The organism is Enterococcus sp. DIV0574 (assembly GCF_051711125.1).
GTDB lineage: Bacteria > Bacillota > Bacilli > Lactobacillales > Enterococcaceae > Enterococcus_D > Enterococcus_D gallinarum.
In genome coordinates this window covers 2354745-2377673 of sequence record NZ_JBIOMA010000001.1, presented here as the reverse complement: position 1 = coordinate 2377673, position 22929 = coordinate 2354745, and the positions used below count along the sequence as shown (strand labels likewise).

Genomic DNA, 22929 nt, shown 5'->3' with positions numbered 1-22929 from the left:
ACAATCGTCAGCGATAGCGAACAGGAGGGATAAGATGGAACCAAAATTTAGAGCTTGGGATAAAGAAAATGACAGAATGGTTTATCCAAGTACAGAAGATGTTTGCTTTGAATTAACCGAGGAAGGTATTAATATTTTAGATTTGTCAATTGAACCCTACGACTGGGTGTTCCCTCATTTAGATTCAGTCCTCATGCAATCCACTGGCTTGAAAGACAAGAACGGCGTGGAGATTTTTGAAGGCGACGTTGTAAAAGTATCTGACGGGGGCAACGAAGAAGACAGCTACACCAGTGTGGTTAAGAATTATGCGGACGAGGGTTACCCAGCCTTTGATATTGAAGCTCCCAGCTCGTGGTATTACGAAAGCAACGTTTTGTCTACAATTATGGGGGGAGATTACGAGACAATCGAAGTTATCGGCAATATCTACGAGAACCCAGAACTTTTGGAGGTGAAATGATGAATTGGTTAGATTTTTGTAAAAAAGTAAGTGAACTGTCTGATAAGTTGGAAAAACTTGATAGTGAGTTAGAACATGGAGAAAATTTTGGCGATGCACTCCGCAGAGAGTACGGTGGCGAGATTAAGTCTAGCAGTTATGAGTTGTGTTTTTGGGATGCGTTTGAAGGAAACAAGAAGCATTTTTGTGTTCCTCGTAAGATCTTGGAGAAAGCTATCAATGATGCGAAAGCTGATTTGTTTGAGCAGATTTATGAGGTAGAGAATGAATTACTCGTGTTAGTTCAGGAGCAAGTCGATGAAAATTAATCACTATACAGTACTAGCGATGGTATCAATACTGTTAACGATCGCAGGCTTGAGTTGGCTATCCTATACAATTGCTGAATTAGAGAGGGGAACAGATGAAAAGTAAACACGTGATTTATATATTGTTAGCAATGCTTGCTGTGTCATGCTGGGGATCAACGTACGTAATTTGGTCCCAATCAAAGCAAATTGAGCAGTTAGAGAATCAATTGCAAGAAGTGCAAAGGAAGTATGAAATTATCAAAAATGATCCGTTAGCTAAGGATGCAATGGAAGCAGGAGGGTAACTAATGACTTTTATAGTGTTAGGATTCGTGGCAGTTGTTGGGATTATTTTTGTAAGCATTATAATCGGTAAGTCTGTTGATGAAAAGGAGCATGATTTTATTGGGAAAGACGAAATCAAAAATCAAGAAGAAAAAGCGTAAACTGTTGGAGAAAGCACAGGCAAATGGAACAATAAGTAACAAATATCTAAAGAAGGAGAAGTCATCAAATGGAAACACCACAAATTTTTAGTTTTGAAGACAATCAAGTTAGAACAATTCTAGTGAATGATGAGCCATATTTTGTAGGGAAAGATGTGGCAGAAATTCTTGGTTATAAAAACACGAGTAAAGCACTTAAAGATCATGTCGACAATGAAGATAAAAGGGGGGAACGAATCGTTACCCCCTCAGGAGAACAAGTTGCCACCATAATCAATGAATCCGGACTATACAGCTTAATCTTAAAATCAAAACTTCTAAATGCAAGGAAGTTCAAGCGTTGGGTCACAAGCGAAGTGCTGCCACAAATCAGAAAATACGGTATGTACGCTAAAGATGAAATACTTGAAAATCCTGATTTGTTGATTGAAGTAGCTACGAAACTGAAAGAGGAACGAACGAAACGATTAATTGCGGAACAAAAAGTCGCTGAATATGAACCGAAAATCACCTATCTTGATACAATTCTAGCATCGAAAGATGCAGTGACTACCTCACAGATTGCAGCGGATTATGGAATGTCAGCAGTCAAATTAAATAAGCTGTTGCATCAATTAGGTATACAACGAAAAGTAGGCGGTCAATGGTTACTTTACAAGAAGTATATGAATTGCGGATATACAAAATCTCACACGAGCGAAATTCTTCAAACAGACGGAACGAAAAAAATTGTGATGAGTACCAAGTGGACACAAAAAGGAAGGCTGTTTATTTATGATTTGTTGAAGGAAGAAGGCTATTATCCTCAAATGGATCTTTGGGAAATAGCATAAAAAAACGAACCTTCTATGGAGAGTGATCTAGATGATTGATAAGTATATAGAAGGTTCGAAAAAAGGCTAGGTGGACCATGTTTTGATAGAAAGAAAACTAAACATTATTTTGGGCACAATAAAAAATCTAGCCTTTTTTACTAGAATAAATGGTTTTATAAAAAAATCAATATTATTTTATAATTAAATAAAAAAGAATCCTCCGTAGTTGATTGGGTGTTTCAGGGACTACAAAGGATTCAAAAAGGCTAAGAAGTGGATACAGCAAGTGAAAGCTTTTCAAAAATAAAACTTGCTAGTTAGCCTTTTTTACTAGAATAATAGGTTTTCATAAAAAGTCAATAGGTTAAAAATAAAAAACGAGCTTTCTACATGAACTAGAAAAGGACTGTAAAGTGTAGAAAGCTCGAAAAAGGCTATAGCTAAAAAGAAGAATACAAAGTTTTGTGCACTGCGTTTGGAGAATAGCCTTTTTTTATTAGAATAATACGTTTTATAAAATTGTCAATGTTATTTTATGCTTTAATAAAAAAACCGAATCTACTATGGATAGAGCAGGTTAGGCAACATAGAGATTCGGAAAAGGCTAAAAACTTTAAAAGGTACTATCAGAAAAAATAGACTGGATATGTTGTTTTTGTTCGAGACTTAGCCTTTTATTTTATGATATAAAATCATCATTATTTGTCAAGATTATTTGATAAAAAAGACAGCCGACCACTGGCTGCCTGTACATAGAATATTGAATGGTATCAAAAATCTTTTTTCATTTTAACATATCTTGGAGTGATTTGAAATGATTAAAGAGGCGGATATTAAACAGACGAAAGAGAATGCAAGAGTTATTTTAAAACAATATCGAAGTTTAGAACGGAAAGCTGAGCGAAGTCCGATCGATCTTCGCTCACCATTCATTGATGACATGCCGAAGGCACCAAGTAGAGGAAATAATTTAGAAAATGCATTGGTTCAAACTATTGAAATAAAAGAAAAAATCCAAGCTATTGAATATGCTTTGAGTCGATTGAGCTTGATGAGCCGACAGGTACTGTATTACACTTATTGTGTAAAAGAGATTATGACAAACGACGAGATTGCCGATAATCTTGGAGTAGCTACACGGACATTGAACCGCATGAAGTCAGAAGCGCTCTTAGAATTTGCGGATGTATTTGGAATCGTTGCTTATCGATGAAAATTTTGGCGTAAATGGCGTAAATTTGGCGTTTTTGGCGCAGATTTGGCGCAAATTGTCCGATTTTAGGTGTTATTATAGTAGTGTCGGAAAGATTAAGAGAGACGGTGATTGGACTACTCACAATATTCCATAAACCGAAAGGAGGCAATCTCCTTATCGCTTATTCTTCTTTGACAAAATAAAAGACAGCACACTATTTGATGGAGGTGATTCCTCTTTTCAAAATTCGCTAGGGCTGTCTTTTTGTGTTGGAAAAAGATATTATGTTGAATTAATATTTTAGAGGTGTTAAAATAATTATAGAATAAAAAAATATAGGAGGTTTGGTATGAAAAAGCTGTTTATTGTATCGTTACTTGTTTTAGTATTAGGAGGAACAATTTCATCAGGTGTAGTTGCAGTTGCCACGGAGGTAGATAACCAAGGACAGAATACAGTTACCGATAAAGACAATGACTTAGAAAATATTGTAGTGTACAAAGATGAAGATGGAAGTACAGTTGTTAGAAAATATGAGGATGAATACTATAATAGTCCCACCACTTTTGCAAGAGCTAGTACAAGTGTAACAAAATGGGGTAGTTGGCAATATACGAATATTGCAGTGTCCACAGGTGTTTTAGCTAATGCAATAAATGCTGCTTTTTATGCTGGTGGTGCGGCTGCTATCTCTATGTTTGGTATTCCTGGATGGGCCATTGCAGGCTTGTTGGGTGTAACAAGTTGGACGGAGTTTGGCTCAGCTCCAGGTAGAGAAATTGCCAAAAAATGGGATACGAACAAAAACGGATGGGTTGGTTTCTATATGAGAAAAGGTTACAATGCTAACGGTAAGCATGTGGCAACAGAATATAAAACCAAATAGCAAGTAGGTGAAGACTATTGTATAGAAAATGGGTTTCTTATACACGAGAACATCCAATTGTCAGCATTTTGATTGCTGTGGTGCTTGGTAGTGTTTTAGGAATATCAATTGAGTATTTAGTCAATAAGGATATTCGTTTTGAAGGATTGCTAGGATTAGTTATTGTAACTTTAATACAACTCCAAATTGTATCAAAGTCAAAAAAATAAAAAGAATATGAAAAGGCATCTGATCTCAGGTGTCTTTTTTTGTACATAAAAAGGAGCGGTAAAAATGAAGAGATCACAAGAACAAGATTACCTGAAAATTTTAAAAGATATCCGCGAATCAAAAGACATGGATGAGATTGCTGATTTGTTCATGACAATGATTAGCATTTGCGGATTGAAGATGGATGAAGTTGCTGCTTTGAATTATTACATTACTGAACGAACACTGAAAGCTGATCACAACGCTCGGTTTTTAAGGGAGCGAATGGAGATAGATATCAATGATCTTAGTATCGATGGAATCTTACAAATACAACGATCGCTAGTAAATGTCTACGTTGGCAAATTGAAGAAATGATTCCGATTGTCAAAACAAAAGCGGATCGTGCTAGGTTTTATGGATCTACTAAGTGGCGAAATCTAAGGCAGTCAATACTTGAGAGAGATCACTACGAATGCTTGTGGTGTAAAGCAGAAGGCAGACTGACTACACAATATGATTCTGTTCTTGAAGTCGATCACATTAAGGAGTTAGAAACAAATCCAGAGCTGGCATTTGATCCAGACAACCTAAGAACGTTATGCAAGGACTGCCACAACAAGCGACACGATCGCATGAACTATCGTGGCCAACCAAAGAAACGAAAGTGGGATGACGAATGGTGGTAAACGTAATAATCAAATCCCAAAATTAGACTGAATAACGAACTAAAGTGGGGATCAACATACCCCCGGTCGAATTATTTTGGGGTCAAATCCCAATCTAGGGAACCGGTGGAAGGGGTCAATTCTGCAAATGCGACGAATTTTTTGTACCCCTCCCCCCTCTACCCCTAAGTTAGTAAATATTGAAGGAAGGTGATTAGTTTGGATTCTAAGTTAGTTGGGACGAGAATGAAGCAAAAAAGACTCGAAAAAAAGATGACTCAAGTTGATGTAGCAACAAAAAGCGGGATTTCTAGTAAGTATTACGGAAGTATTGAGAATGGAAAAAATTCGCCGAGTATTGAAAAGTTAAGTGCTATTGCAAAGGTGCTTGGATGCAGTTTACATTTCTTACTAAATGATCGTATGGACGACATGGAAAATCGTGTGAAATTAGAAACTAACCGGCTTCAAGAAATTTTTGAAAAAATTCCTCGGGACAAACTTAGTTTGGTTGAAGGACTAATTACACAAGCTGCGCGACTAAGGGTCTTGCTAGATGATAATTGGAAGGACATCCTCGAAAACGGAGAGTATGAAAAATTCAAGCAAAGCGAAAATCAAATGGCATATGATAGGAAACGGCCTATTGTCGAGAATTACGATAATAGAGATAAAACATACCAAACTATTATCAAACAACTCACCGATTTATTACCTCCAAATGTGAAAGTAGATAAAAAAAGTAAGTTGCTTGGTAGGAAATAGAAATGCTTTCTAACAAGTATGTTGATCAATATATTCGTAAATGGAAATCTGGTGAGTTAATCCTTAACGAAAAAAGGATACTTCTTTTAAAACTAATAGAAAAAGAAATTTTACCTCGCAGCGATATTTATTATTTCGATGAGGAACAAATAAATAATTATATTGAGTTTAGTCAGGCTTGGTATTTTGAGTTGGATGAATGGGAAAAATTTATTTCCGCATTCATTTTTTTGTTTTACAAAGAAGATGATGAAGTTGTTTTTGATGAATTTGTCATCAATATGGGACGCGGTGGCGGAAAAAATGGTTTCATTTCAACTCTTTCAAATTACTTTGTCAGTTCACTTCATGGGATTGATTACTATGATGTTTCGATTGTAGCTAATAGCGAGAAACAGGCCAAACGAAGTTTTCAAGAATGCTATCGAGTTATTAATAAAAAAGGCAATGAAGATTTGAAAGAAGAGTTTGAAGCCTATAAAAGCAGCTTGACAGGTTTAGAAACGCAATCTGTTTTTGAGTATAAAACGAGCAATGCAAGTTCACAAGATGGCGGCCGAGAAGGTGCAGTAATCTATGACGAATATCATGAGATGGAAAATACAGATATTGTTGATGTATTTTCAGGCGGACTTGGGAAGGTAGATCATGGGCGACAGTTCTTCATTGGTACAAAGGGATTTGTACGTGAGGGATATTTTGATATTAAATATCGCGAATGTGAAGATATTTTGAATGGCTTAACAGAATTTAAAGGGGTGTTTCCTTATATCTGTGAGTTGGATGCCATTGAGGAAATGGATAATCCGGAAAATTGGCCAAAAGCAAACCCAGCATTGCAACCACCTTTGAATAAGCGTGGAAAGCGTCTTTTTAATGAAGTTATGAAAAAGTACAAGAAGTTGGCTACTGAGCCTTCTGGACGTGCTGCATTTGTTACTAAACGTATGAATTTTCTTGAGGACAATATGGAGAATTCTGTTGCTACAAGGGAAGAGATGATGGCAACGAATCGTCCTTTCTTTGAGCTAGATACAGTACCAATCGGGTCAATTGACTTTGGTAGTGTTCGAGATTTTGCTACTTGCGGTTTACTATTTAAAAATCGTAAGAAATTGGAATATGCATTTAAGACATTTACGTTTGCGATGAAACATTTTTGTGACATTCACTACGGATATTCATTGAAAGAGCAATTAGTTGGTAGTGAAAAACGCGCACCAATAAAAGCTTGGGAAAGAATGGGACTGATGAAAGTTATAGACGAACCATCTTTGAATCCTAAGTATATTGTTGACTGGTTTATTCAAGCAAGAGAAGAATATGGCATGAGAGTAATTGTCATGGATAACTACAAGGCAGATATTTTAGGACCTATGCTTGAAAAAGAAGGATTTGAAGTAGTCCGATTGAAAAGGCCGTCTAACTTGCACCCATTATTAGCTCCTCGTGTAGAAGATGGATTTGCAAATCACAAATTTATCTTTGGTGATAATCCATTAATGCGATGGTTTACCAATAATGTATATGTAAAGGAAACGCAAGCGGGAAAACAATTCTTAAAAAAAGAAGAAATTAAGCGAAAAACAGATGGATTCCAAGCATTTGTCCACGCGTTATATAAAGCCACAGAGTTAGATGATCAGATTGATTATGACGAAGCTTTTGATATGCTTGATGACATTGATTTTTAGAAAGGTGGTGAAATTATTTGGGAATCTTAGATATTTTTAAAAAGAATAATGAGATCGAATGGATGCTAGATTATGAGTTTGCAGAAAACTTAGCGCAACGATCTTATTTAAAAACTATGGCGAAAAATACTGTTCTTGATTTTGTCTCAAGAACGATGTCAACACTGGAAGTGAAATTTCAAGGTAAGAATAACACAGCCGATTGGGATTATATTTTAAATGTGCGTCCTAATTCGGATATGTCAGCCGCTACGTTCTGGGAAAAATTTTTCTATCGTCTTTTGGATGACAATGAAGTCTTAGTGATTTTTACTGATGATAACCAGATGCTAATTGCAGATGATTATTATAGACAAGAGTATGCGGTATATGAAGATACTTTTTCTATGGTAACAGTCAAAAACTACACATTTAAGAGAACGTATAAAATGTCGGAAGTTATATACCTTGAATACAACAACGAAAAGTTAGAGAAATTTACAAAAGGGTTGTTTGATGATTACGCGGAACTTTTTGGACGTATACTGGAAATATCTATGCGTAACAACCAAATTCGTGCATCAGTCGGCATAGATGCCACAGGTGGTATTGGTGATGAAAAAGGAAAAGACGGGAAATCTAAAAGTGAAAGATTACAAGCGTTTATCAATAAAGTTTATAACTCTTTTCGAACCAACTCAGTAGCGATCGTACCAAAATTAAAGGGATTCGAATATGAAGAATATACCAACAAGCAGGGTGTGTCTAATCAGTCATTAGAAGAATTGAATAAAATGAAATCCTCTCTCATTGATGATATCGCCAACGCCATAGGAGTACCCACGGCGCTTATTTATGGTGAGAAAGCTGAATTAAATTCCAATATCAAAGCGTTCCGCCAATTATGTATTGTTCCGCTGGTAAAAAAACTACAAGATGAATTGATCGCAAAGATCATCAGTTGCCAAGAATATACAAAAGGTGAACGCATCAAAATTAACAACGTTTTACCTAAAGACATATTAGAATACGCAACTCAGATTGACAAGATTGTTTCATCTGGAACGTTCTTACGAGATGAAGTTCGTGAGCCACTCGGTTTTGACCCATTGCCGAATGGAGAAGGACAGAAATTAATCATGACTAAAAACTATCAAAAAATATTAGAAGGAGGTGAGAATGAAAATGACGGTGAAGATTAAAATTAACGGTCCAATCATTTCAAGTGATGACAAATGGTTTTATGACTGGTTTGACATGGAAGCAACTTGTCCAAAAGATGTATTATCTAAACTTCCCACAAATGGAGAAGATGTAGAAGTTACAATCAATTCATATGGTGGTTTAGTTGACATGGGAAATGAAATCTATACTGGATTACGTGCTTACAGTGGTAAAGTGATTGCTAATGTTGTAATGGCTGGAAGTGCGGCAAGTATTATTGCAATGGCTGCAACCCAAATAAAAATTAGCCCAGTCGGTCAAATCATGATCCATAACGTTTCTATGGGGTCACAAGGCGATTATCATGAAATGGACAAAGCCAGCGAGATTCTACAAAAGGCTAATCTTTCTCTAGCTAATGCATATGTGGCTAAAACTGGTAAAAGTAAAGATGAAATCTTGTCACTGATGGATAAAGAGACTTGGCTCACTGCTGAAGAAGCTGTTGAGTATGGTTTCGCAGATTCAATTATGTTCGAAAATACAGAACGTCCACAACTTGTCGCTGATGGAGGTAGCGGATTGATTCCGTCTAACGTTATCAACGAAGTGAATAAACTTAGAAACCAAAAACCTTTTGCACAAGTTGTGATTGATGAAGAAAAAATGAAACAAATTGTGGATGATAGTATTGAAGATTTAAAAACAAATACAATTATTCAAGGAAAGTCTATCCAAGAGTGGATGGATGAAAAACAAAATACTAAAAACGCGGAACCAACAAATGAATCTCCATTTGCTAGGTTTCTTTTTTAATACAAAAAATGAGGAGGACATAAAATGACTATTAAATTATCACAAGATTTTGAGAACGCAAAAAAAGCATGGATTCAAGCTGTACAAAATAACGAATCAACTGAAAAAGTTGGGGAACTTTACGGTGAAATGTTGGATCAAATGATTTCAGAGGCGAAAAAAGCCGGTGAAATTGCTGCTGAATCATACGCTGCTGGAACTAAATTAGATGCAAAACTCGCTGCCGAACAACGTAAATTCTTCAATGAAATCAACAAAGAAGTTGGTTACAAAGAAGAAACACTATTGCCACAAGAAACAATTGACACTATTTTTGAAGATGTTGTTTCTGAACATCCGTTGTTAGCTGCAATCGGTGTGAAAAATGCTGGATTACGCTTGAAATTCTTGAAATCTGAGACAAGCGGTGTAGCTGTTTGGGGTAAGATTTTTGATGAAATTAAAGGTCAGCTAGATGCTGCGTTCAGTGAAGAAGAGTCAATTCAAAACAAATTGACCGCATTTGTAGTCTTACCAAAAGATTTAACGCAATTTGGTCCAGCGTGGGTTGAATCATTTGTACGTTTACAAATTCAAGAAGCGTTTGCTGTAGCTATGGAATTAGCTTTCTTATCAGGAACTGGTAAAGATCAGCCAGTCGGGTTAAATCGACAAGTTCAAAAAGATGTATCGATCACCGGTGGTGTGTATCCAGAAAAAACACCAGAAGGGACTTTGACAATTGATCCTTTAGCAAATGGAAAAGAAAACCTTTTGGAAATGGGGAAAATTAAGAAATTTCATTCCGTAAAAGAAAATGGGAAACGATTAAACACTGCTGGAAAACTTTGTTTGGTAATCTCGCCAGAAGATGCCACAGATTTAGATGTCGCTTTTACAATTGTCACTAATGCTGGATTGTATGTTAAGAACACACCATTCAATATTCAAATTATCGAGTCAGAGGCGCAAGCAACTGGTAAGTGTTTGAGCTTTGTAAACGGGCGTTATGATGGCTATGTTGGTGGTGGTGTGTCAATCAAGAAATTTGATCAAACACTCGCATTGGAAGATCTAGACTTATATGCTGCTAAGACATTTGCATATGGTAAAGCAAAAGATAATAAAGTGGCGGCTGTTTGGACACTTACTATTACCGGTGGTGGTTCGGGGGAGTAATTCCCCCAACAATTGGCGAAGTAACGCCAACGACTGATGGGGCAGTCATTAATCTTTCATAAAGGAGTGGGACTATGAACGATAAAAAATATATCGATGAGTATAAAGCTCGGTTTCGTATTTTCCACTCGTCAGAAGATGCAGACATCGGCGAACAGCTTGAAAGTGGCTTTTCTGATATTAAATCACTGATTGGTACTTTTGATCCTAGTGAGTACAAAAAAGGGAAAGAGTTAGTTTATGAACGAACTCGTTATTTGAGGAACGAGGCGCTTGAATACTTTTATGACAATTTTCAAACTATGATCATGGACGCGTCAATTGACTTGGCAGGTGATCAAGTTGCCGATTAAGTCAAAATATACACGACCTGAAATTGTGGCCGGTGATTTAAATACGCCGGTTACCTTTTTTGAAGTCATGCCAAACAAAGGACCCGAACCAGGCGAACAAGAAAGTAAGAAATTGTTCAACTGTACTTGTTTAGTCTACAGTCCTTCTTCTAAGGATAGAGATATTCTTAGTGGAAAAGGCACAAAGAAAGCTGTCACAATAAAGATTCGAGACCCATTCACAGACTATTTGCCAGACAATGGCCATAAAGTAGTCTTGGATGATTATCGATATAAAGATGATGTCTGGGATATTGTAGATTTTGCGCCAGATATTGAGAATAACGATTTCCTTAAAATCATCTTGGGGGTGACCTCATGACATTTTCTATCAATGGTGTAGATGATATCTTAAAAAATCTAGAATCTAAATTAGGGGAAAAACGAACTACAAGAGTCGTGAATAAGGCTCTAAGAAAATACGGTGAAACACTCAAGAAGGATGTTGAAGAAGCGACAGCATCTTATATGGACACAGGAGAAACACACGATACAGTCATCGTTTCAAATGTGAAAAAAGGTCCTCCAAAACAAGTTCAAGTCGGTTGGGGGCAAGGATCAAGATGGCGTTTAGTCCATTTGAGCGAGTTCGGATATACTCGTTTTGGTAGATATATCAGTCCTCGTGGGAAAGGAAAACTACAAGCTGTGGCAGATAAAACAGAAACAACTGCTTTGCAAGAATTACGAACTGATTTGGAGGAATTAGCACAATGAAAGATATGATGATGGAAGTCTACAATGCTTTGATCGCTAATCCTCTGATTGAAGAAAAAGTCACAGCTGAACAAATCAAGTTTTATGAAGCGCCCGAATCATTTGACAGATCAAAAGCGTTTATTATTATTGATACTTTTAGCGGTCCGCCGACACCTGCTTACTTTGCTGCGAATAAAGAATTGTCGCAGAAGTTCAGCTATCAGATCAATGTTGAATCAGCTAGTCGTATGCTGACTAAAGAAATTGCAAAAGCTGTCAAAGACACAATGTGGGAATTTGGCTTTTCTCAGTTATCAGGTGGATTAGACGAGTATTTCCCGGAAACAAAACGTTTTGTTGATGCAAGACGATATCGAAAAAATACAAAAATTTATGACACTGATTATTGATCGGTGTCTATTTTATTAGGAGGAATTAACTATGGCAGTTCCATACGGATTTTCAAAAGCAACAATTTTACGTTTAGGTGATGATTTGAAACCAGCAACGAGTGCTGAAAAAGTTGAAATTAAAGGCGTTCCTCGTGAAGGAGCGACCGCCAGTTTTGAAATTACCGGTTTAACAAAAACACCAGTTAAAGTGTTTGGATCGAATATCGCTTATTTCTTAGCACGAAAAGGATATGGCGATGTTGCAGCAAATTTAGGCTTGTTAGATGTACCATACGAGCTTGACCATGAGATGGCAGGACACAAGAGGTCTAAAGAAGAAGGAGGAATTCCTTTAGTCGGTAATGACACTGAGCCACCGTACTATGCAATTCTATTGGAATCAGAAGATGCCTCAACTGGTGATGTTTTGGGTACAGGGATATTTGCGGCAACATTTGGTCGTGATGCTTATAAAGCTGCGACAATTACAGATGAGGATTTTACGCCAGAACCTGACGAGTACGTTTGTACGCCAGTTGCTAAAAAATTAGATGGCATCGACAAACCACAAATCGTTGGCTTTGCACAAGGTGATGCCGAAATGACAGAGCTTAAAAGCTTATTGTTTGGAGAAACAACGCCGGGGGAGTAACGGTCCCTGTCGTTGGAACAATTACACCAACCAATGATGGGGCCACAGTCGAATTATCATAGAAAGGAGCAAATGAAGATGGCAGATACATTTCGAATTTACAAAGGTGATACTAAAATTGTTGAGGGAGCAAGTCCTTTATCGATTACAGGTATAGAGCCAGCTACAGAAGTGGCAGCCGGGGAGTATAAAGCAACAAGGGTACAAAATGGTAAAGAATCGGCAAAGGTCGATATTCCAGCATTTACTGTTAAGTCCGCAGAGACGTTTAGTGCTGATGTGGATGTAAAACCGACATCCTCTAACACCGTTGAAGAAATCAAAACGTGGTTAACAGCACATCACATTGATTATGCTGGAAAGACCGTTAAAGCAGATCTATTAGCTTTAGTACCGAAAGACTAGTCGATGTGACTAGTCTTTTTATATTGATTTTAGGAGGATTTATTGATGACTGAAAGAACAATCAAATTACGCTTACGAAATGCTAAAGGTGACGTTGAAGAATTTTTTCAAGACTTCGTACCTTTTTCGAAACGATTAGATTATATCCGACTAGAAAAGGAATTGGAAAACCGCAAAGACGAAAGCGGAGAATTGATCAAGCCGACAGAGTCGGACTACATGGAACTACAAGCAGAGTTTGTCGCTAGCTTATTTAACGATAAGAAAGTCAATAAGAAAGCGATTCTGGAAGGATTGGATACGCAAGACCTTGACGTGATTTATGATATTGTCCGTTATCGTGTTCTTGGTTTTTCAAAGGAAGAGGACGAAGCGTTAAAAAAAGCTCTGGCAGCGGAAATGTCAGCTGGTCAGAATTCTACGACTTAGAAATTAGCTTTATTCGTGATGTAATTTCCGCTATGCCGTCCATGACAATCAAAAATCTAATGGACACTGAGTGTTTGGACGTAGACGAGATTCTGCTGAGTTCAGAATCAAAAAAGAAAAAAACGAAAAAACGAAAAGAGATACGTCCGATGAGCGAATTGATCAAAAATATGAGAGGAGGTAACTAATTTGAGCGGTGCTGCTACACCATTAGGTAATATGGTCATTAAGCTAGGACTTGACGATGCGGACTTTGGACGTGGAGTCCAGAATGCAAAGAAACAAGTCACCTATCTTGCAAAAGAAATGCAAGCAAACATGAAGATCGCTGATATGGCTGGAAATCAGCTAGGGAAACTAGGGACTCGTTACGATGGTTTGACGAAAATAATTGGCGCACAAGAAAAACAAGTTGCCTCACTCAAGAAAGCTTATGATGAGTCTTTTGTCGATGGGAAAGCCACCGATTCCACAAAGCGGTTAGCAGCCCAATTGCAAGATGCAAATGGAAAACTAGCTAACTATAAACAGCAATTGATTAATACTGCCGGGCAGATGGCTGAACTACAAGTGCGAACTACTGGTGTCACTGGTCAAATAGCCAAAGTTAGTGCTGAAATGGTCAAGCATGGTGATCGTATGCAGTCGGTTGGATCAGCAATGACTAAAGGATTGACTGTACCGATTGCAGGATTGGCAACGGTGGTAACAAAAGCAGCTATTGATTGGGAATCCGCATTTGCTGGTGTAAAGAAAACAACCGATGAGGTTGTGGATTCTAACGGTAAGGTTGTTTACAGTTATGACGATTTAGAATCTAGTTTACGCAGTATGGCAAATGAATTACCAGCAACACATACTGAGATTGCAAATGTTGCTGAAGCAGCAGGGCAATTGGGGATTCAAACAGAAAATGTTTCGGCATTTACTAAAGTAATGATCGATTTAGGTGAGTCAACAAACATGAGTGCTGAAACAGCTGCTACTGAGTTGGCTCGTTTTGCAAATATTACTCAAATGTCACAGGACAAGTTCTCTAATTTAGGATCTGCATTAGTAGATTTGGGTAATAACTTTGCTACAACTGAATCAGAGATATCTGCAATGGCATTACGTTTAGCTGGTGCTGGAACACAGATTGGGATGTCCGAAGGTGACATCTTAGGCTTTGCGGCAGCCTTGAGTTCCGTTGGTGTTGAAGCAGAAGCAGGTGGATCCGCTTTTTCTAAAGTAATGGTTCAAATGCAGTTAGCTGTAGAAAAAGGATCCGGAGCTTTTGAAGAGCTAAAAGGTCACGCTGAGGACCAAGGTGTTTCATGGGAACGTCTAGTTTCTGCTGTTCGTAATGGTGGCAAAGAATTAACTGGTGTTTCTAAAGAGATGGGCTTCACATCGTCTGAATTGAAGAAGATGTACAAAGAAGCTGATAAATCCAAAACTTCATTGGAACAATTTGCTGATGTTGCTGGGTTAACAAGTGAGCAGTTTTCGAAGATGTTCAAAGATGATCCCAGCACGGCAATCATGAAATTTGTTGAGGGACTTGGTAAGGCTGAAAAAAATGGTACTTCTGCTATCAAAGTCTTAGACGACATGGATATTAAAGAAGTGCGACTTCGTGACAGTCTATTACGTGCGGCGAATGCTTCTGATGTTTTCTCTGGCGCAGTCGAAATGGGTAACAAAGCGTTTGGCAAAAATAACGCTCTTGCTGAAGAAGCAGGTAAAAGATATGAAACAACCGAATCTAAATTGAAAATGCTGAGAAATGAAGCAACCAATGCTGCAATTGATTTAGGTGGACCTTTTGTTGACGCATTGCGTGACGGTTTAGAATCATCTAAACCGCTAATCAAAGGCCTAGGAGATTTGGCTAAGAAATTTAGCGATATGGATCCTAAAGCTCAGCGAACGATTATCAAATGGATAGGCTTAACAGCTGCCGCTGGTCCGTTGCTATCAATTACAGGTAAAGTTACATCTGGAATTGGCAAGCTCGGTGGCTCTTTTGTTGATCTTTCAGCAAAAATGGCTAAGAAAAAGGCCATTGCAGAATTTACAAAACAGTTTGCTGACGGCGCAGTAGATGTGGATACTTTATCAGTTGCGTTAGGCGGAGGAGCTTCTAAGTTCAAGTTATTCGGTGGTGCTGCTGCAACTGCTAGTGGAACAGGCGGTTTAGGTGCAATGACAGCTGCTTTAGGACCTTTGGGACCAGCAATACTTGGCATTGTCGGTGTAGGTGGAGCGTTGGCTGTAGGCTATGGTGCATGGAAGTTGTTTGGGGAAGAGGCTTGGAATTCTAGTCAACGTGTGAAACGTTGGGGATCAGATGTGGGTTCAGCCACAGACGAAACATTAACAAAAATCCAAACGAACACACAAAAAGCATCCGGACAATTTGGTTTAATGGCTGACGGGTTTTCTACAGATTCTGAAGCGATGGTTTCAAACTTTGAAAAGATTGGTCAAACGATTGAAGATAGTTTGGTTAAGAAAATAACTGGGCTGGACAGTCTTTTAAAAGAGTTGCCAGAAAGCGTTAGTGATTCTTTAAAGCAGATGGTCACAGATGAAAAAGAAAGTGCTGAGGGCGCTCTTAAGACGGTTCAAGAGAATACTGAAAGAATCACCGAGATTAAGAAGAATGCTTCAAAAAATAATCGAGAAATAAGTGCCAGTGAAGCCAAAATCATTCGTGATCTCGCAAAAAATACGACACAAGCTTATGTCGAAACACTTGATGTTTCAGCGAAAGAAAAACAAAAAATTCTTTCTGCCATGACTGGTGATGTAGCAAATGCGACTGAGGAAGAAGCGAAATTATGGTTACAGTCACTCGGTAAGCAAAGACAAGCCGCGCAACAAAATGCAAAAGCTAGTCGCGAAGAAAAAGAGAAGTATTTAGAAGAGCTTGGTTATAATCTTGACGGAGAGTTTGCTCAAAAGTACCTGAAAGCTTGGGATGAGATAAACGCCACTACAACACAAGGTTTTGACCAGCAAATGGCAACTATATTAGAGAAATATCCTGAATTACAAAATGAAGTAGCTCTTGCAAATGGGCAATTGATTAATGGTACAGACAATGCGGCACAAGCATTAATTGAAAGCAATAAACGTATTGTTGAGAACGCAAGAACATTATCATCTGAATTGGCAAAGAATGCTGAGGCAAATGCTGAGAAGATGGCTTGGACTGCTTCTGAAGTAAGTGCATCAGGCAAGAAAGCAGCACAGACATGGAATGACTTAGTCTTTGATGAAAAAACAAGTGAATTAAAATCCAATGTTCGTGAAACAGTCATTGAAGCAACCAAGGATTCAAAAACATGGAATGATTTAAAATTAGTTGTTCACGATGCAGATTTGGATTCAAATGCTAAAAAAGTAATTGGGGAAGCTGCGATTGTCAATGGATACTGGGATGGGATGGCTTGGGAAGATAAACAAGCTATTTTGGAAGATGAATTTAGCCAAACAATGTATAAGGCATTGGATGATTCAGGTAAATGGAATGAGTTAAGCATTGATGCCAAAACCGCGTTGTTATATTCAAATACTCCAGAAACAATGGCTGAAACTATGTTGAATTTAGGGTTGTGGGATGATTATCAACCTGAGATAAAAGATTTAGACGCTAAGAACTATAAATTTCTTACTACTCTGAGCGAGTCAGAAGATAAATTGAAAAATTGGAATGACTTACCAGACGAAACAAAAGAGCTATATGCTGATAACTACGATTTCTTGACTAAGATTTATGAATCCGAAGATTCGTTTAATCGATGGAATCAACTACCGAACAGCGATAAAAAGTTGTTAGCTGATAATACTGATTTTCTCAATAAGATACTTACCTCTGAATCAAGTTGGAACCAATGGACGGCGCTACCTGAAGCGGAAAAGAAAATTTTAGCGGATAATACCGACTTAATGACAAAAGTATTTTCTTCTCAAGAATCCTATAGTGCGTGGTCAGCGTTGCCGGACAATGTGAAACATATGCTCGCAAATAATGAAGATATATTATCTAAAGTTCGAGATGGAACAATATCTGTTGAAGATTATAACCAGAACGTACTTCCAGCCTTGAAAAAATTATTGGGGGACAATAGTGATATCATTCAAAAACTATCACAAGGTGAAAGCAGTTTGAATTCTTATGATAGTAATAACCCAGCGATGAAGATTCTAAACGGTGATTCGTCATCTACTCAACAAGCTGCTAAAACAGGCGGTAGTGCATTAAGTATTTACGATCGTAATAATCCAGCCATGAAATATTTAAAGGCAACGGATAATGCGAGTGGCCCAGCATACCAAGCAACGGAAGGTGTAAAAGCCTTCAGACAACAAAGAGACCATACCGTCACATTAACCAGTATTGTTAAAAATGTGACACAATGGATCACTGAAAAGATTTCCGGACACGCAACAGGAACAAATTTCCACAAAGGCGGACACATGATGGTCAATGACCAAAAAGGTCCGCTCTACAAAGAACTAATTGTTGAACCAGACGGCAATGCCTATATTCCAGAAGGTCGGAATGTCATTATTCCTAATGCGAAAAGAGGAACAAAAGTATATACCGCAAGACAAACAAAACAAATGATTCCACAGTATAAAAATGGTGTTGGAGTTCCTAGAGATGCTACATTGATTCGCAATTTGCAGTCTGTTCGCAATAGTGAAAGCACACAAACAATTACTGTTGATAATAGCGATTTAGTGCAATTGATGCGTCAAATGCTAAATGCAATTAGTAGATTAACTCCAGAAATAAATGTGTATCCACAAAACTGGGATACTAAAAATGATATTCGGCGAACTGCGCAAGAATTGGCTTTATTAACTCAAATCGAAGGGAGAGGAGCATTAGAATGACCTATGGATATTTTGAAATTGACAATCAAAAGTCAAGTGATTTTGATTTGTATATCGATACAGAGATCTCTTTTGCCTCTCCTGGGGTTAAAGGTGAATTTGTTGAAGTAAGTGGTCAAGATGGTGAGCCGTTTTTGACAGACGGCAAATTAAAGAATGTAAACAAGAGCTTTCCGGCATACTTAATACCTACAGAAGTATCTCAGCAGCAACGAGCAACAGAGATATCGAACTGGCTTAAAAACAATGTGGGATGGAAAGAGTTATTTTTTAGCGGAGACAAGGAATATATTTATCAAGCAATTTATACAGCCGAATATGAGGTAGAAGCGAATATTGTTGAACATGGAAAAACCATACTAACGTTTAGCGTTAAGCCATACAAGTTTTTAAAGTCTGGCCTAGTTGAACAAGTTCTATCAACATCGATTACCAACCCTACTAATCGAATTTCAAGACCTAAAATCACGATCAGAGGGACAGGCAATATAACACTACAAATAGGATCGTCAACATACAAATTAAGAGGTGTAGATGGCGGTGTAATTATTGATGTATTGTACGATCAAGTGAAGTCTCTTGATGGTACTCGCCCACAGTGGAATAAGATCACTACTTATCCTTTGCCTGGGATTAATCCTGGACTTAACAATGTGCTGACTACTGGATCAGTAACTGAGATGAAAATTGTTCCTCGCTGGGAGGTGATTGTGTGACCTATCCAATTTTGTATGAGGCAAACGAAATAGATTTTTTTAGTTTGGGTTTAGGTCCAATCAAAACAGCAACAGAAGCTTTTGTCACAGAAGAAAGAAATGGTACCTTTATTCTTGAAGCTAAAGTGTTAGTTGATGATGAAATCTATCCGTTGTTGCAAGAAAACCGAATAATCAAAGCTGATGCAAGTCCGACACTAACTGATCAACGGTTCAGAATCAAACGGATTGTGCCAAATCATGACGGACAAGCTAAAATCTACGCAGAACACGTTAGCTACTTGAGTCAAGAATTACCAATGAAGCCAGAAGTATTTATCAGTGGAAACGCAAGTGCAGCTTTAAATGCTTGGAAGTTAGCAATTTTAGACAACAATCCATTTATTGTGGACTCGGATATTGATACAAGCAACAAAACGAATTGGCGAATCGACAAAGTGGAAAATCCTCGACAAGCCTTAGGCGGCGTGGAAGGTTCTATCTTAGATGTTTGGGGTGGTGAATATCGTTTTGACAACTATCACATTAGTTTGTTAAAGAAGCGTGGAACTACCGCCAACACTATTCTAGCATACGGTCGTAATATTACGGATTTTGAACAGGAACGTAATATCATGACGACTTATACAACAATTTATCCGTATGCTATTTATACGGATGACGATGAAAATGAACAAATAGTTACTATTGATGGATATGTAGTTGATTGCGAGAATATTAATGAATACCCAAACCGTAATGTGTTGCCAGTTGATTTTAGTAATAAATTTGAACATGATGAAGTTCCAACCAAGGTAAAACTAAAACAATTGGCTCAGGATTATATCAAAAATAATGATATTGGTATTCCAAAGACATCAATTAAGGTGTCTTTTTTGGATTTGGCACAGACCGCTGATTATGCTGATATTGCTACATTGGAGACTGTCGAGCTATGCGATGATGTTCGAGTATATTATGAAAAGTTAGGTGTAGACACGACTGCTAAAGTGATCAAAACAAAGTGGAATGTGTTGCGTGATGCCTATGATGAAATAGAAATCGGTGAAAAACGTACTACTTTATCATCGATCATAAATGACACTCAAACATCGATCAAAGAAATAGGAAATCAAATGGATTCAGCAATTACTGCTGCGAATGGAAAGAACATGATTTTCCATGGTCTCTTTGGTAAAAATGGTGAAGGAGAACCAACAGCAACACGTGTCGGGGATATGTGGTACAAACCAAGTGGTGAGGATATTGAATTTTATATTTGGGATGGAACTGTTTGGACATTCATTATGTCTACAGCGAAGTTTGATGAAATCGCTAATAAAGTGAGTGAGGTAGAAAGTGATACAAAACGAGCTGTTGAGAAAGCAAATAATATTCAAATCAATGTTAACCATCTTGTCTCTGATATTTCTGCGATGAATCGGGATATCAGTACAATCAGTTTTAAAGCAAGTGAAGCATATAGTAAGGTACGATCCGTAGAGGGCAAGACTGTTTCAATAGAAAAGTCAGTTGATGGTTTAAAAGGAAGGATCACGACAGTTGAGACTACATCAACAAGTACAACAAAGAAACTCAACGAGTTAGAAATCACAGTAGATGGGCAAAAGCAGACTCTTGCTACTATGCAAACGACAGCTAATAGTGCGTTAAGTAAAGCTAGCGTTCTACAAACAACAGTTGATGGTGTAACCCAGACTTTGGCAAGTGTCGAACAATGGCAAAACAATTTTCAAGTTGGTGGTAGAAACTGGGTTAGTGAATCTGAATCTCCAAAATTTAGACCATATCAAGGTGCTTCAATTACTCATTCAATAGTTCAAGTTCCTGAATGGAATGCAAAAAATGCAGTTAGGCATGTTGTTACGGGCGGTACTGGTACAATTTGTGGTACTCTTCCCGGAAATATTATTACTTATGTTAAAAACAATACGAGCTATGTTCACTCTATATATGTTAAGAACAATGGAGACAAACGTATTAGGTTTAGTAATAATTTAGGTAAGACTGATTATGTTGAACCAGGTCAATCTAAACGTATTTCAATGGTAGCTAAACACCTTGAGAATTCAGCAGCAATGCAATTTGTACTATATCGATCCACGAATGCTGACAGCCTAGATTTTACCGTATGGCGTGCTCAGATTGAAGAAGGAAATCAGTTGACTGACTGGTCTCCAGCACCTGAGGATAAGGCACAAATAACCAAAGTTAACGAGATTGAGACAACAGTAGACGGTGTCAAAACGACAGTATCTTCTGTAAAAACAACAGCAGAGTCAGCTCTCTCAAAAGCTGTTCAAACTGAAATAACAGTGAACGGTTTAAAGACAACTATTTCAAGTGTTCAGACTTCAGCAAACTCAGCACTGACAAAAGCTACGCAGCTTGAAACTACTGCTAATGTTATTAGACAGACAGTTACAGAAATTCAAGGAAATATTACGGATATCACAAACAAATTTCCTAATCCAAACTTCAAAAAACAAGAGCCAAAGCCAGCTGTTGAAGGAACAGGAATTCACATAGTTTATGATAGTCAAGGAATGACTATTAATAATAACGGAGGAACAACAAGAAACAGAGCTTACTGGGGATCACCACCACTTTCCTTAGAAATCGGGAAAACATACAATATTAAAATGTATGTAAATGTGGGGGTTAACTCTGGGAGGAAACCCATAGAGGTAGGAACAAGTGAAGGAGAAAATTTTACGTTCTCTCTTCCTAATACGAATCCTGTATGGATATATGGAACAATTAAATTGACAAAATGGACTGACTTGTCATTTTGGCTGCCACCAGCAACTACGATTAAGATTCGTCAGTTATATATTTATGAGGCAAATACTAATATTACTTCATCACAGATTACCCAACTATCAGATACAATTAATTTAAAAGTTTCTAAAAATGATGTTGTTAATCAAATCAATATATCTAATGAATCAATATTGATTGCTGGTAATAAGATTCACATTACAGGTCAGACATCAATTGATAATGGAGTGATCAAAACCGCTCAAATTGCGGATCTTTCAGTATCGACAGCTAAAATTGCGAACGCAGCAATTACTGATGCAAAAATTGCGTTTGTCGATGCTGCAAAAATTACAACGGGCTATCTTTCTGCACAACGGATTCAAGCTCGATCAATTACTGCAGATAAATTAGCAGTCAATGCGATTCAAGTTGGTTTTAATAATTATAGCCAGAATTTAAAGATAGATCCTTACACCCTAAGTTTCTTCAATAAAAATCAATTAAGTGGGAAGTTAACCAGTGAAGGAATGGAATTTTGGCATGGAACAAGAAAAATAGGAAGAATAGGTGAAAATTCAAAAATAGGAAATGAAACTATCCGTGGGATTGCAATGAACTTAGATCACGAGGGGGATTATATCTCATGGTCTTATCGAAAAGCTCAAAATGATAGTGCATTTACTTCTATGTTAATGCTTGATCCTCGTGGAAAATTTTCAGGAAAAGCAGGAATTCATATGGATGCAGATGTTCATATGATCAAAGTTAAGCCAGGAATTCCTAGTGCAAGAGAGTTTTTACGATTTGGTGTAGTGAATTATAATAATACCTTTTATTCTGCTCTATTAAACGATAGCGGAAAAAGTGGTGTAATGTTTGGTAGTGGTTATTTGTATCTTCTGCATAATAATGTTGTATTACCTGTGGAAGATATAAGAAATATTGTTCGTGCATTAAAAGGATTGGGCACATTACAACTGCCAACTTCTATTCGTACCTCTGGTCAAGGTAGTGGAACGGTAGCGTCTTTTAAAACAGTAAAATTATAAAAGGAGATAGGAGA

25 protein-coding genes are annotated in these 22929 nt (G+C 37.6%); all 25 read left to right on the top strand.

Annotated elements, in window-relative coordinates; translation table 11 throughout:
- Positions 1-34: 34 nt before the first annotated feature.
- The 25 genes from IGJ45_RS11440 (at position 35) to IGJ45_RS11320 (ending at position 22915) form a co-directional block, all read left to right on the top strand.
- Positions 35-463, top strand: coding sequence for a YopX family protein (locus IGJ45_RS11440; protein ID WP_123836404.1), 429 nt, complete (start codon positions 35-37; stop codon positions 461-463).
- Positions 463-771 carry a hypothetical protein gene (locus IGJ45_RS11435; RefSeq protein ID WP_123836403.1) on the top strand — a complete coding sequence of 103 codons (309 nt, stop codon included), beginning with the start codon at positions 463-465 and terminating at the stop codon, positions 769-771. The genes IGJ45_RS11440 and IGJ45_RS11435 overlap by 1 nt, the downstream gene beginning before the upstream one ends.
- Before the next feature lie 95 nt (positions 772-866).
- On the top strand, positions 867-1058 hold the full coding sequence (locus tag IGJ45_RS11430; RefSeq protein ID WP_123836402.1) for a hypothetical protein: 192 nt from the start codon (positions 867-869) through the stop codon (positions 1056-1058).
- 3 nt (positions 1059-1061) lie between these two features.
- On the top strand, positions 1062-1199 hold the full coding sequence (locus IGJ45_RS11425) for a hypothetical protein (protein WP_154731721.1): 138 nt from the start codon (positions 1062-1064) through the stop codon (positions 1197-1199).
- 68 nt (positions 1200-1267) lie between these two features.
- Positions 1268-2032 carry a phage antirepressor gene (locus IGJ45_RS11420; protein ID WP_123836401.1) on the top strand — a complete coding sequence of 255 codons (765 nt, stop codon included), beginning with the start codon at positions 1268-1270 and terminating at the stop codon, positions 2030-2032.
- Positions 2033-2828: 796 nt separating this feature from the next.
- On the top strand, positions 2829-3227 hold the full coding sequence (locus tag IGJ45_RS11415; protein ID WP_123836400.1) for an ArpU family phage packaging/lysis transcriptional regulator: 399 nt from the start codon (positions 2829-2831) through the stop codon (positions 3225-3227).
- Positions 3228-3558: 331 nt separating this feature from the next.
- Positions 3559-4095 carry a hypothetical protein gene (locus IGJ45_RS11410; RefSeq protein ID WP_123836399.1) on the top strand — a complete coding sequence of 179 codons (537 nt, stop codon included), beginning with the start codon at positions 3559-3561 and terminating at the stop codon, positions 4093-4095.
- A 17-nt stretch (positions 4096-4112) separates the two neighbouring features.
- On the top strand, positions 4113-4304 hold the full coding sequence (locus tag IGJ45_RS11405; RefSeq protein ID WP_060814704.1) for a hypothetical protein: 192 nt from the start codon (positions 4113-4115) through the stop codon (positions 4302-4304).
- Between the two features lie 64 nt (positions 4305-4368).
- Positions 4369-4662, top strand: a complete 294-nt coding sequence (locus IGJ45_RS11400; protein ID WP_123836398.1) for a hypothetical protein — start codon at positions 4369-4371, stop codon at positions 4660-4662.
- A complete protein-coding gene (locus tag IGJ45_RS11395; protein ID WP_123836397.1) occupies positions 4659-4973 on the top strand; it encodes an HNH endonuclease in 315 nt (104 codons plus the stop codon). The genes IGJ45_RS11400 and IGJ45_RS11395 overlap by 4 nt, the downstream gene beginning before the upstream one ends.
- Before the next feature lie 189 nt (positions 4974-5162).
- A complete protein-coding gene (locus tag IGJ45_RS11390; RefSeq protein WP_123836396.1) occupies positions 5163-5717 on the top strand; it encodes a helix-turn-helix domain-containing protein in 555 nt (184 codons plus the stop codon).
- Between the two features lie 2 nt (positions 5718-5719).
- Positions 5720-7411, top strand: a complete 1692-nt coding sequence (locus tag IGJ45_RS11385) for a terminase large subunit domain-containing protein (RefSeq protein WP_123836395.1) — start codon at positions 5720-5722, stop codon at positions 7409-7411.
- A gap of 17 nt (positions 7412-7428) precedes the next feature.
- Positions 7429-8592 (top strand): phage portal protein, encoded by a 1164-nt coding sequence (locus IGJ45_RS11380; RefSeq protein ID WP_171918250.1) that lies wholly within the window; start codon positions 7429-7431, stop codon positions 8590-8592.
- Positions 8576-9370, top strand: coding sequence for a head maturation protease, ClpP-related (locus IGJ45_RS11375; RefSeq protein ID WP_171918252.1), 795 nt, complete (start codon positions 8576-8578; stop codon positions 9368-9370). The genes IGJ45_RS11380 and IGJ45_RS11375 overlap by 17 nt, the downstream gene beginning before the upstream one ends.
- A gap of 24 nt (positions 9371-9394) precedes the next feature.
- Positions 9395-10528, top strand: coding sequence for a phage major capsid protein (locus IGJ45_RS11370; RefSeq protein WP_123836393.1), 1134 nt, complete (start codon positions 9395-9397; stop codon positions 10526-10528).
- 74 nt (positions 10529-10602) lie between these two features.
- Positions 10603-10881, top strand: coding sequence for a phage gp6-like head-tail connector protein (locus tag IGJ45_RS11365; protein WP_311809957.1), 279 nt, complete (start codon positions 10603-10605; stop codon positions 10879-10881).
- Positions 10850-11242 (top strand): phage head-tail adapter protein, encoded by a 393-nt coding sequence (locus IGJ45_RS11360; RefSeq protein ID WP_409534376.1) that lies wholly within the window; start codon positions 10850-10852, stop codon positions 11240-11242. The genes IGJ45_RS11365 and IGJ45_RS11360 overlap by 32 nt, the downstream gene beginning before the upstream one ends.
- The gene (locus tag IGJ45_RS11355) at positions 11239-11637 is read left to right on the top strand and encodes an HK97 gp10 family phage protein (RefSeq protein WP_311809958.1); all 399 of its coding nucleotides are present in this window, start codon (positions 11239-11241) and stop codon (positions 11635-11637) included. Before IGJ45_RS11360 ends, IGJ45_RS11355 begins: the two co-directional genes overlap by 4 nt.
- Complete coding sequence (locus tag IGJ45_RS11350; RefSeq protein WP_311809959.1) at positions 11634-12029, top strand: hypothetical protein; 396 nt, start codon at positions 11634-11636, stop codon at positions 12027-12029. The genes IGJ45_RS11355 and IGJ45_RS11350 overlap by 4 nt, the downstream gene beginning before the upstream one ends.
- A gap of 31 nt (positions 12030-12060) precedes the next feature.
- A complete protein-coding gene (locus IGJ45_RS11345; RefSeq protein ID WP_311809960.1) occupies positions 12061-12663 on the top strand; it encodes a phage tail protein in 603 nt (200 codons plus the stop codon).
- Positions 12664-12741: 78 nt separating this feature from the next.
- On the top strand, positions 12742-13068 hold the full coding sequence (locus tag IGJ45_RS11340) for a hypothetical protein (RefSeq protein WP_252651062.1): 327 nt from the start codon (positions 12742-12744) through the stop codon (positions 13066-13068).
- Between the two features lie 45 nt (positions 13069-13113).
- A complete protein-coding gene (gene gpG, locus IGJ45_RS11335) occupies positions 13114-13497 on the top strand; it encodes a phage tail assembly chaperone G (protein ID WP_123836386.1) in 384 nt (127 codons plus the stop codon).
- 219 nt (positions 13498-13716) lie between these two features.
- Positions 13717-18387 (top strand): phage tail tape measure protein, encoded by a 4671-nt coding sequence (locus IGJ45_RS11330; protein ID WP_438768770.1) that lies wholly within the window; start codon positions 13717-13719, stop codon positions 18385-18387.
- On the top strand, positions 18384-19103 hold the full coding sequence (locus tag IGJ45_RS11325) for a hypothetical protein (protein WP_438768680.1): 720 nt from the start codon (positions 18384-18386) through the stop codon (positions 19101-19103). The genes IGJ45_RS11330 and IGJ45_RS11325 overlap by 4 nt, the downstream gene beginning before the upstream one ends.
- Positions 19100-22915, top strand: a complete 3816-nt coding sequence (locus IGJ45_RS11320) for a phage tail spike protein (protein ID WP_438768679.1) — start codon at positions 19100-19102, stop codon at positions 22913-22915. Before IGJ45_RS11325 ends, IGJ45_RS11320 begins: the two co-directional genes overlap by 4 nt.
- Positions 22916-22929: the final 14 nt, after the last annotated feature.

Excerpts from the sequence above, each read along its gene's own strand:
- IGJ45_RS11425 (WP_154731721.1), top strand. The coding sequence starts at position 1,062 with ATGACTTTTATAGTGTTAGGATTCGTGGCAGTTGTTGGGATTATTTTT.
- IGJ45_RS11375 (WP_171918252.1), top strand. The coding sequence starts at position 8,576 with ATGACGGTGAAGATTAAAATTAACGGTCCAATCATTTCAAGTGATGAC.
- IGJ45_RS11435 (WP_123836403.1), top strand. The coding sequence starts at position 463 with ATGAATTGGTTAGATTTTTGTAAAAAAGTAAGTGAACTGTCTGATAAG.
- IGJ45_RS11355 (WP_311809958.1), top strand. The coding sequence starts at position 11,239 with ATGACATTTTCTATCAATGGTGTAGATGATATCTTAAAAAATCTAGAA.
- IGJ45_RS11385 (WP_123836395.1), top strand. The coding sequence starts at position 5,720 with ATGCTTTCTAACAAGTATGTTGATCAATATATTCGTAAATGGAAATCT.
- IGJ45_RS11340 (WP_252651062.1), top strand. The coding sequence starts at position 12,742 with ATGGCAGATACATTTCGAATTTACAAAGGTGATACTAAAATTGTTGAG.
- IGJ45_RS11430 (WP_123836402.1), top strand. The coding sequence starts at position 867 with ATGAAAAGTAAACACGTGATTTATATATTGTTAGCAATGCTTGCTGTG.
- IGJ45_RS11400 (WP_123836398.1), top strand. The coding sequence starts at position 4,369 with ATGAAGAGATCACAAGAACAAGATTACCTGAAAATTTTAAAAGATATC.
- IGJ45_RS11350 (WP_311809959.1), top strand. The coding sequence starts at position 11,634 with ATGAAAGATATGATGATGGAAGTCTACAATGCTTTGATCGCTAATCCT.
- gpG (WP_123836386.1), top strand. The coding sequence starts at position 13,114 with ATGACTGAAAGAACAATCAAATTACGCTTACGAAATGCTAAAGGTGAC.
- IGJ45_RS11440 (WP_123836404.1), top strand. The coding sequence starts at position 35 with ATGGAACCAAAATTTAGAGCTTGGGATAAAGAAAATGACAGAATGGTT.
- IGJ45_RS11345 (WP_311809960.1), top strand. The coding sequence starts at position 12,061 with ATGGCAGTTCCATACGGATTTTCAAAAGCAACAATTTTACGTTTAGGT.
- IGJ45_RS11325 (WP_438768680.1), top strand. The coding sequence starts at position 18,384 with ATGACCTATGGATATTTTGAAATTGACAATCAAAAGTCAAGTGATTTT.
- IGJ45_RS11415 (WP_123836400.1), top strand. The coding sequence starts at position 2,829 with ATGATTAAAGAGGCGGATATTAAACAGACGAAAGAGAATGCAAGAGTT.
- IGJ45_RS11420 (WP_123836401.1), top strand. The coding sequence starts at position 1,268 with ATGGAAACACCACAAATTTTTAGTTTTGAAGACAATCAAGTTAGAACA.
- IGJ45_RS11370 (WP_123836393.1), top strand. The coding sequence starts at position 9,395 with ATGACTATTAAATTATCACAAGATTTTGAGAACGCAAAAAAAGCATGG.
- IGJ45_RS11395 (WP_123836397.1), top strand. The coding sequence starts at position 4,659 with ATGATTCCGATTGTCAAAACAAAAGCGGATCGTGCTAGGTTTTATGGA.
- IGJ45_RS11365 (WP_311809957.1), top strand. The coding sequence starts at position 10,603 with ATGAACGATAAAAAATATATCGATGAGTATAAAGCTCGGTTTCGTATT.
- IGJ45_RS11330 (WP_438768770.1), top strand. The coding sequence starts at position 13,717 with ATGGTCATTAAGCTAGGACTTGACGATGCGGACTTTGGACGTGGAGTC.
- IGJ45_RS11410 (WP_123836399.1), top strand. The coding sequence starts at position 3,559 with ATGAAAAAGCTGTTTATTGTATCGTTACTTGTTTTAGTATTAGGAGGA.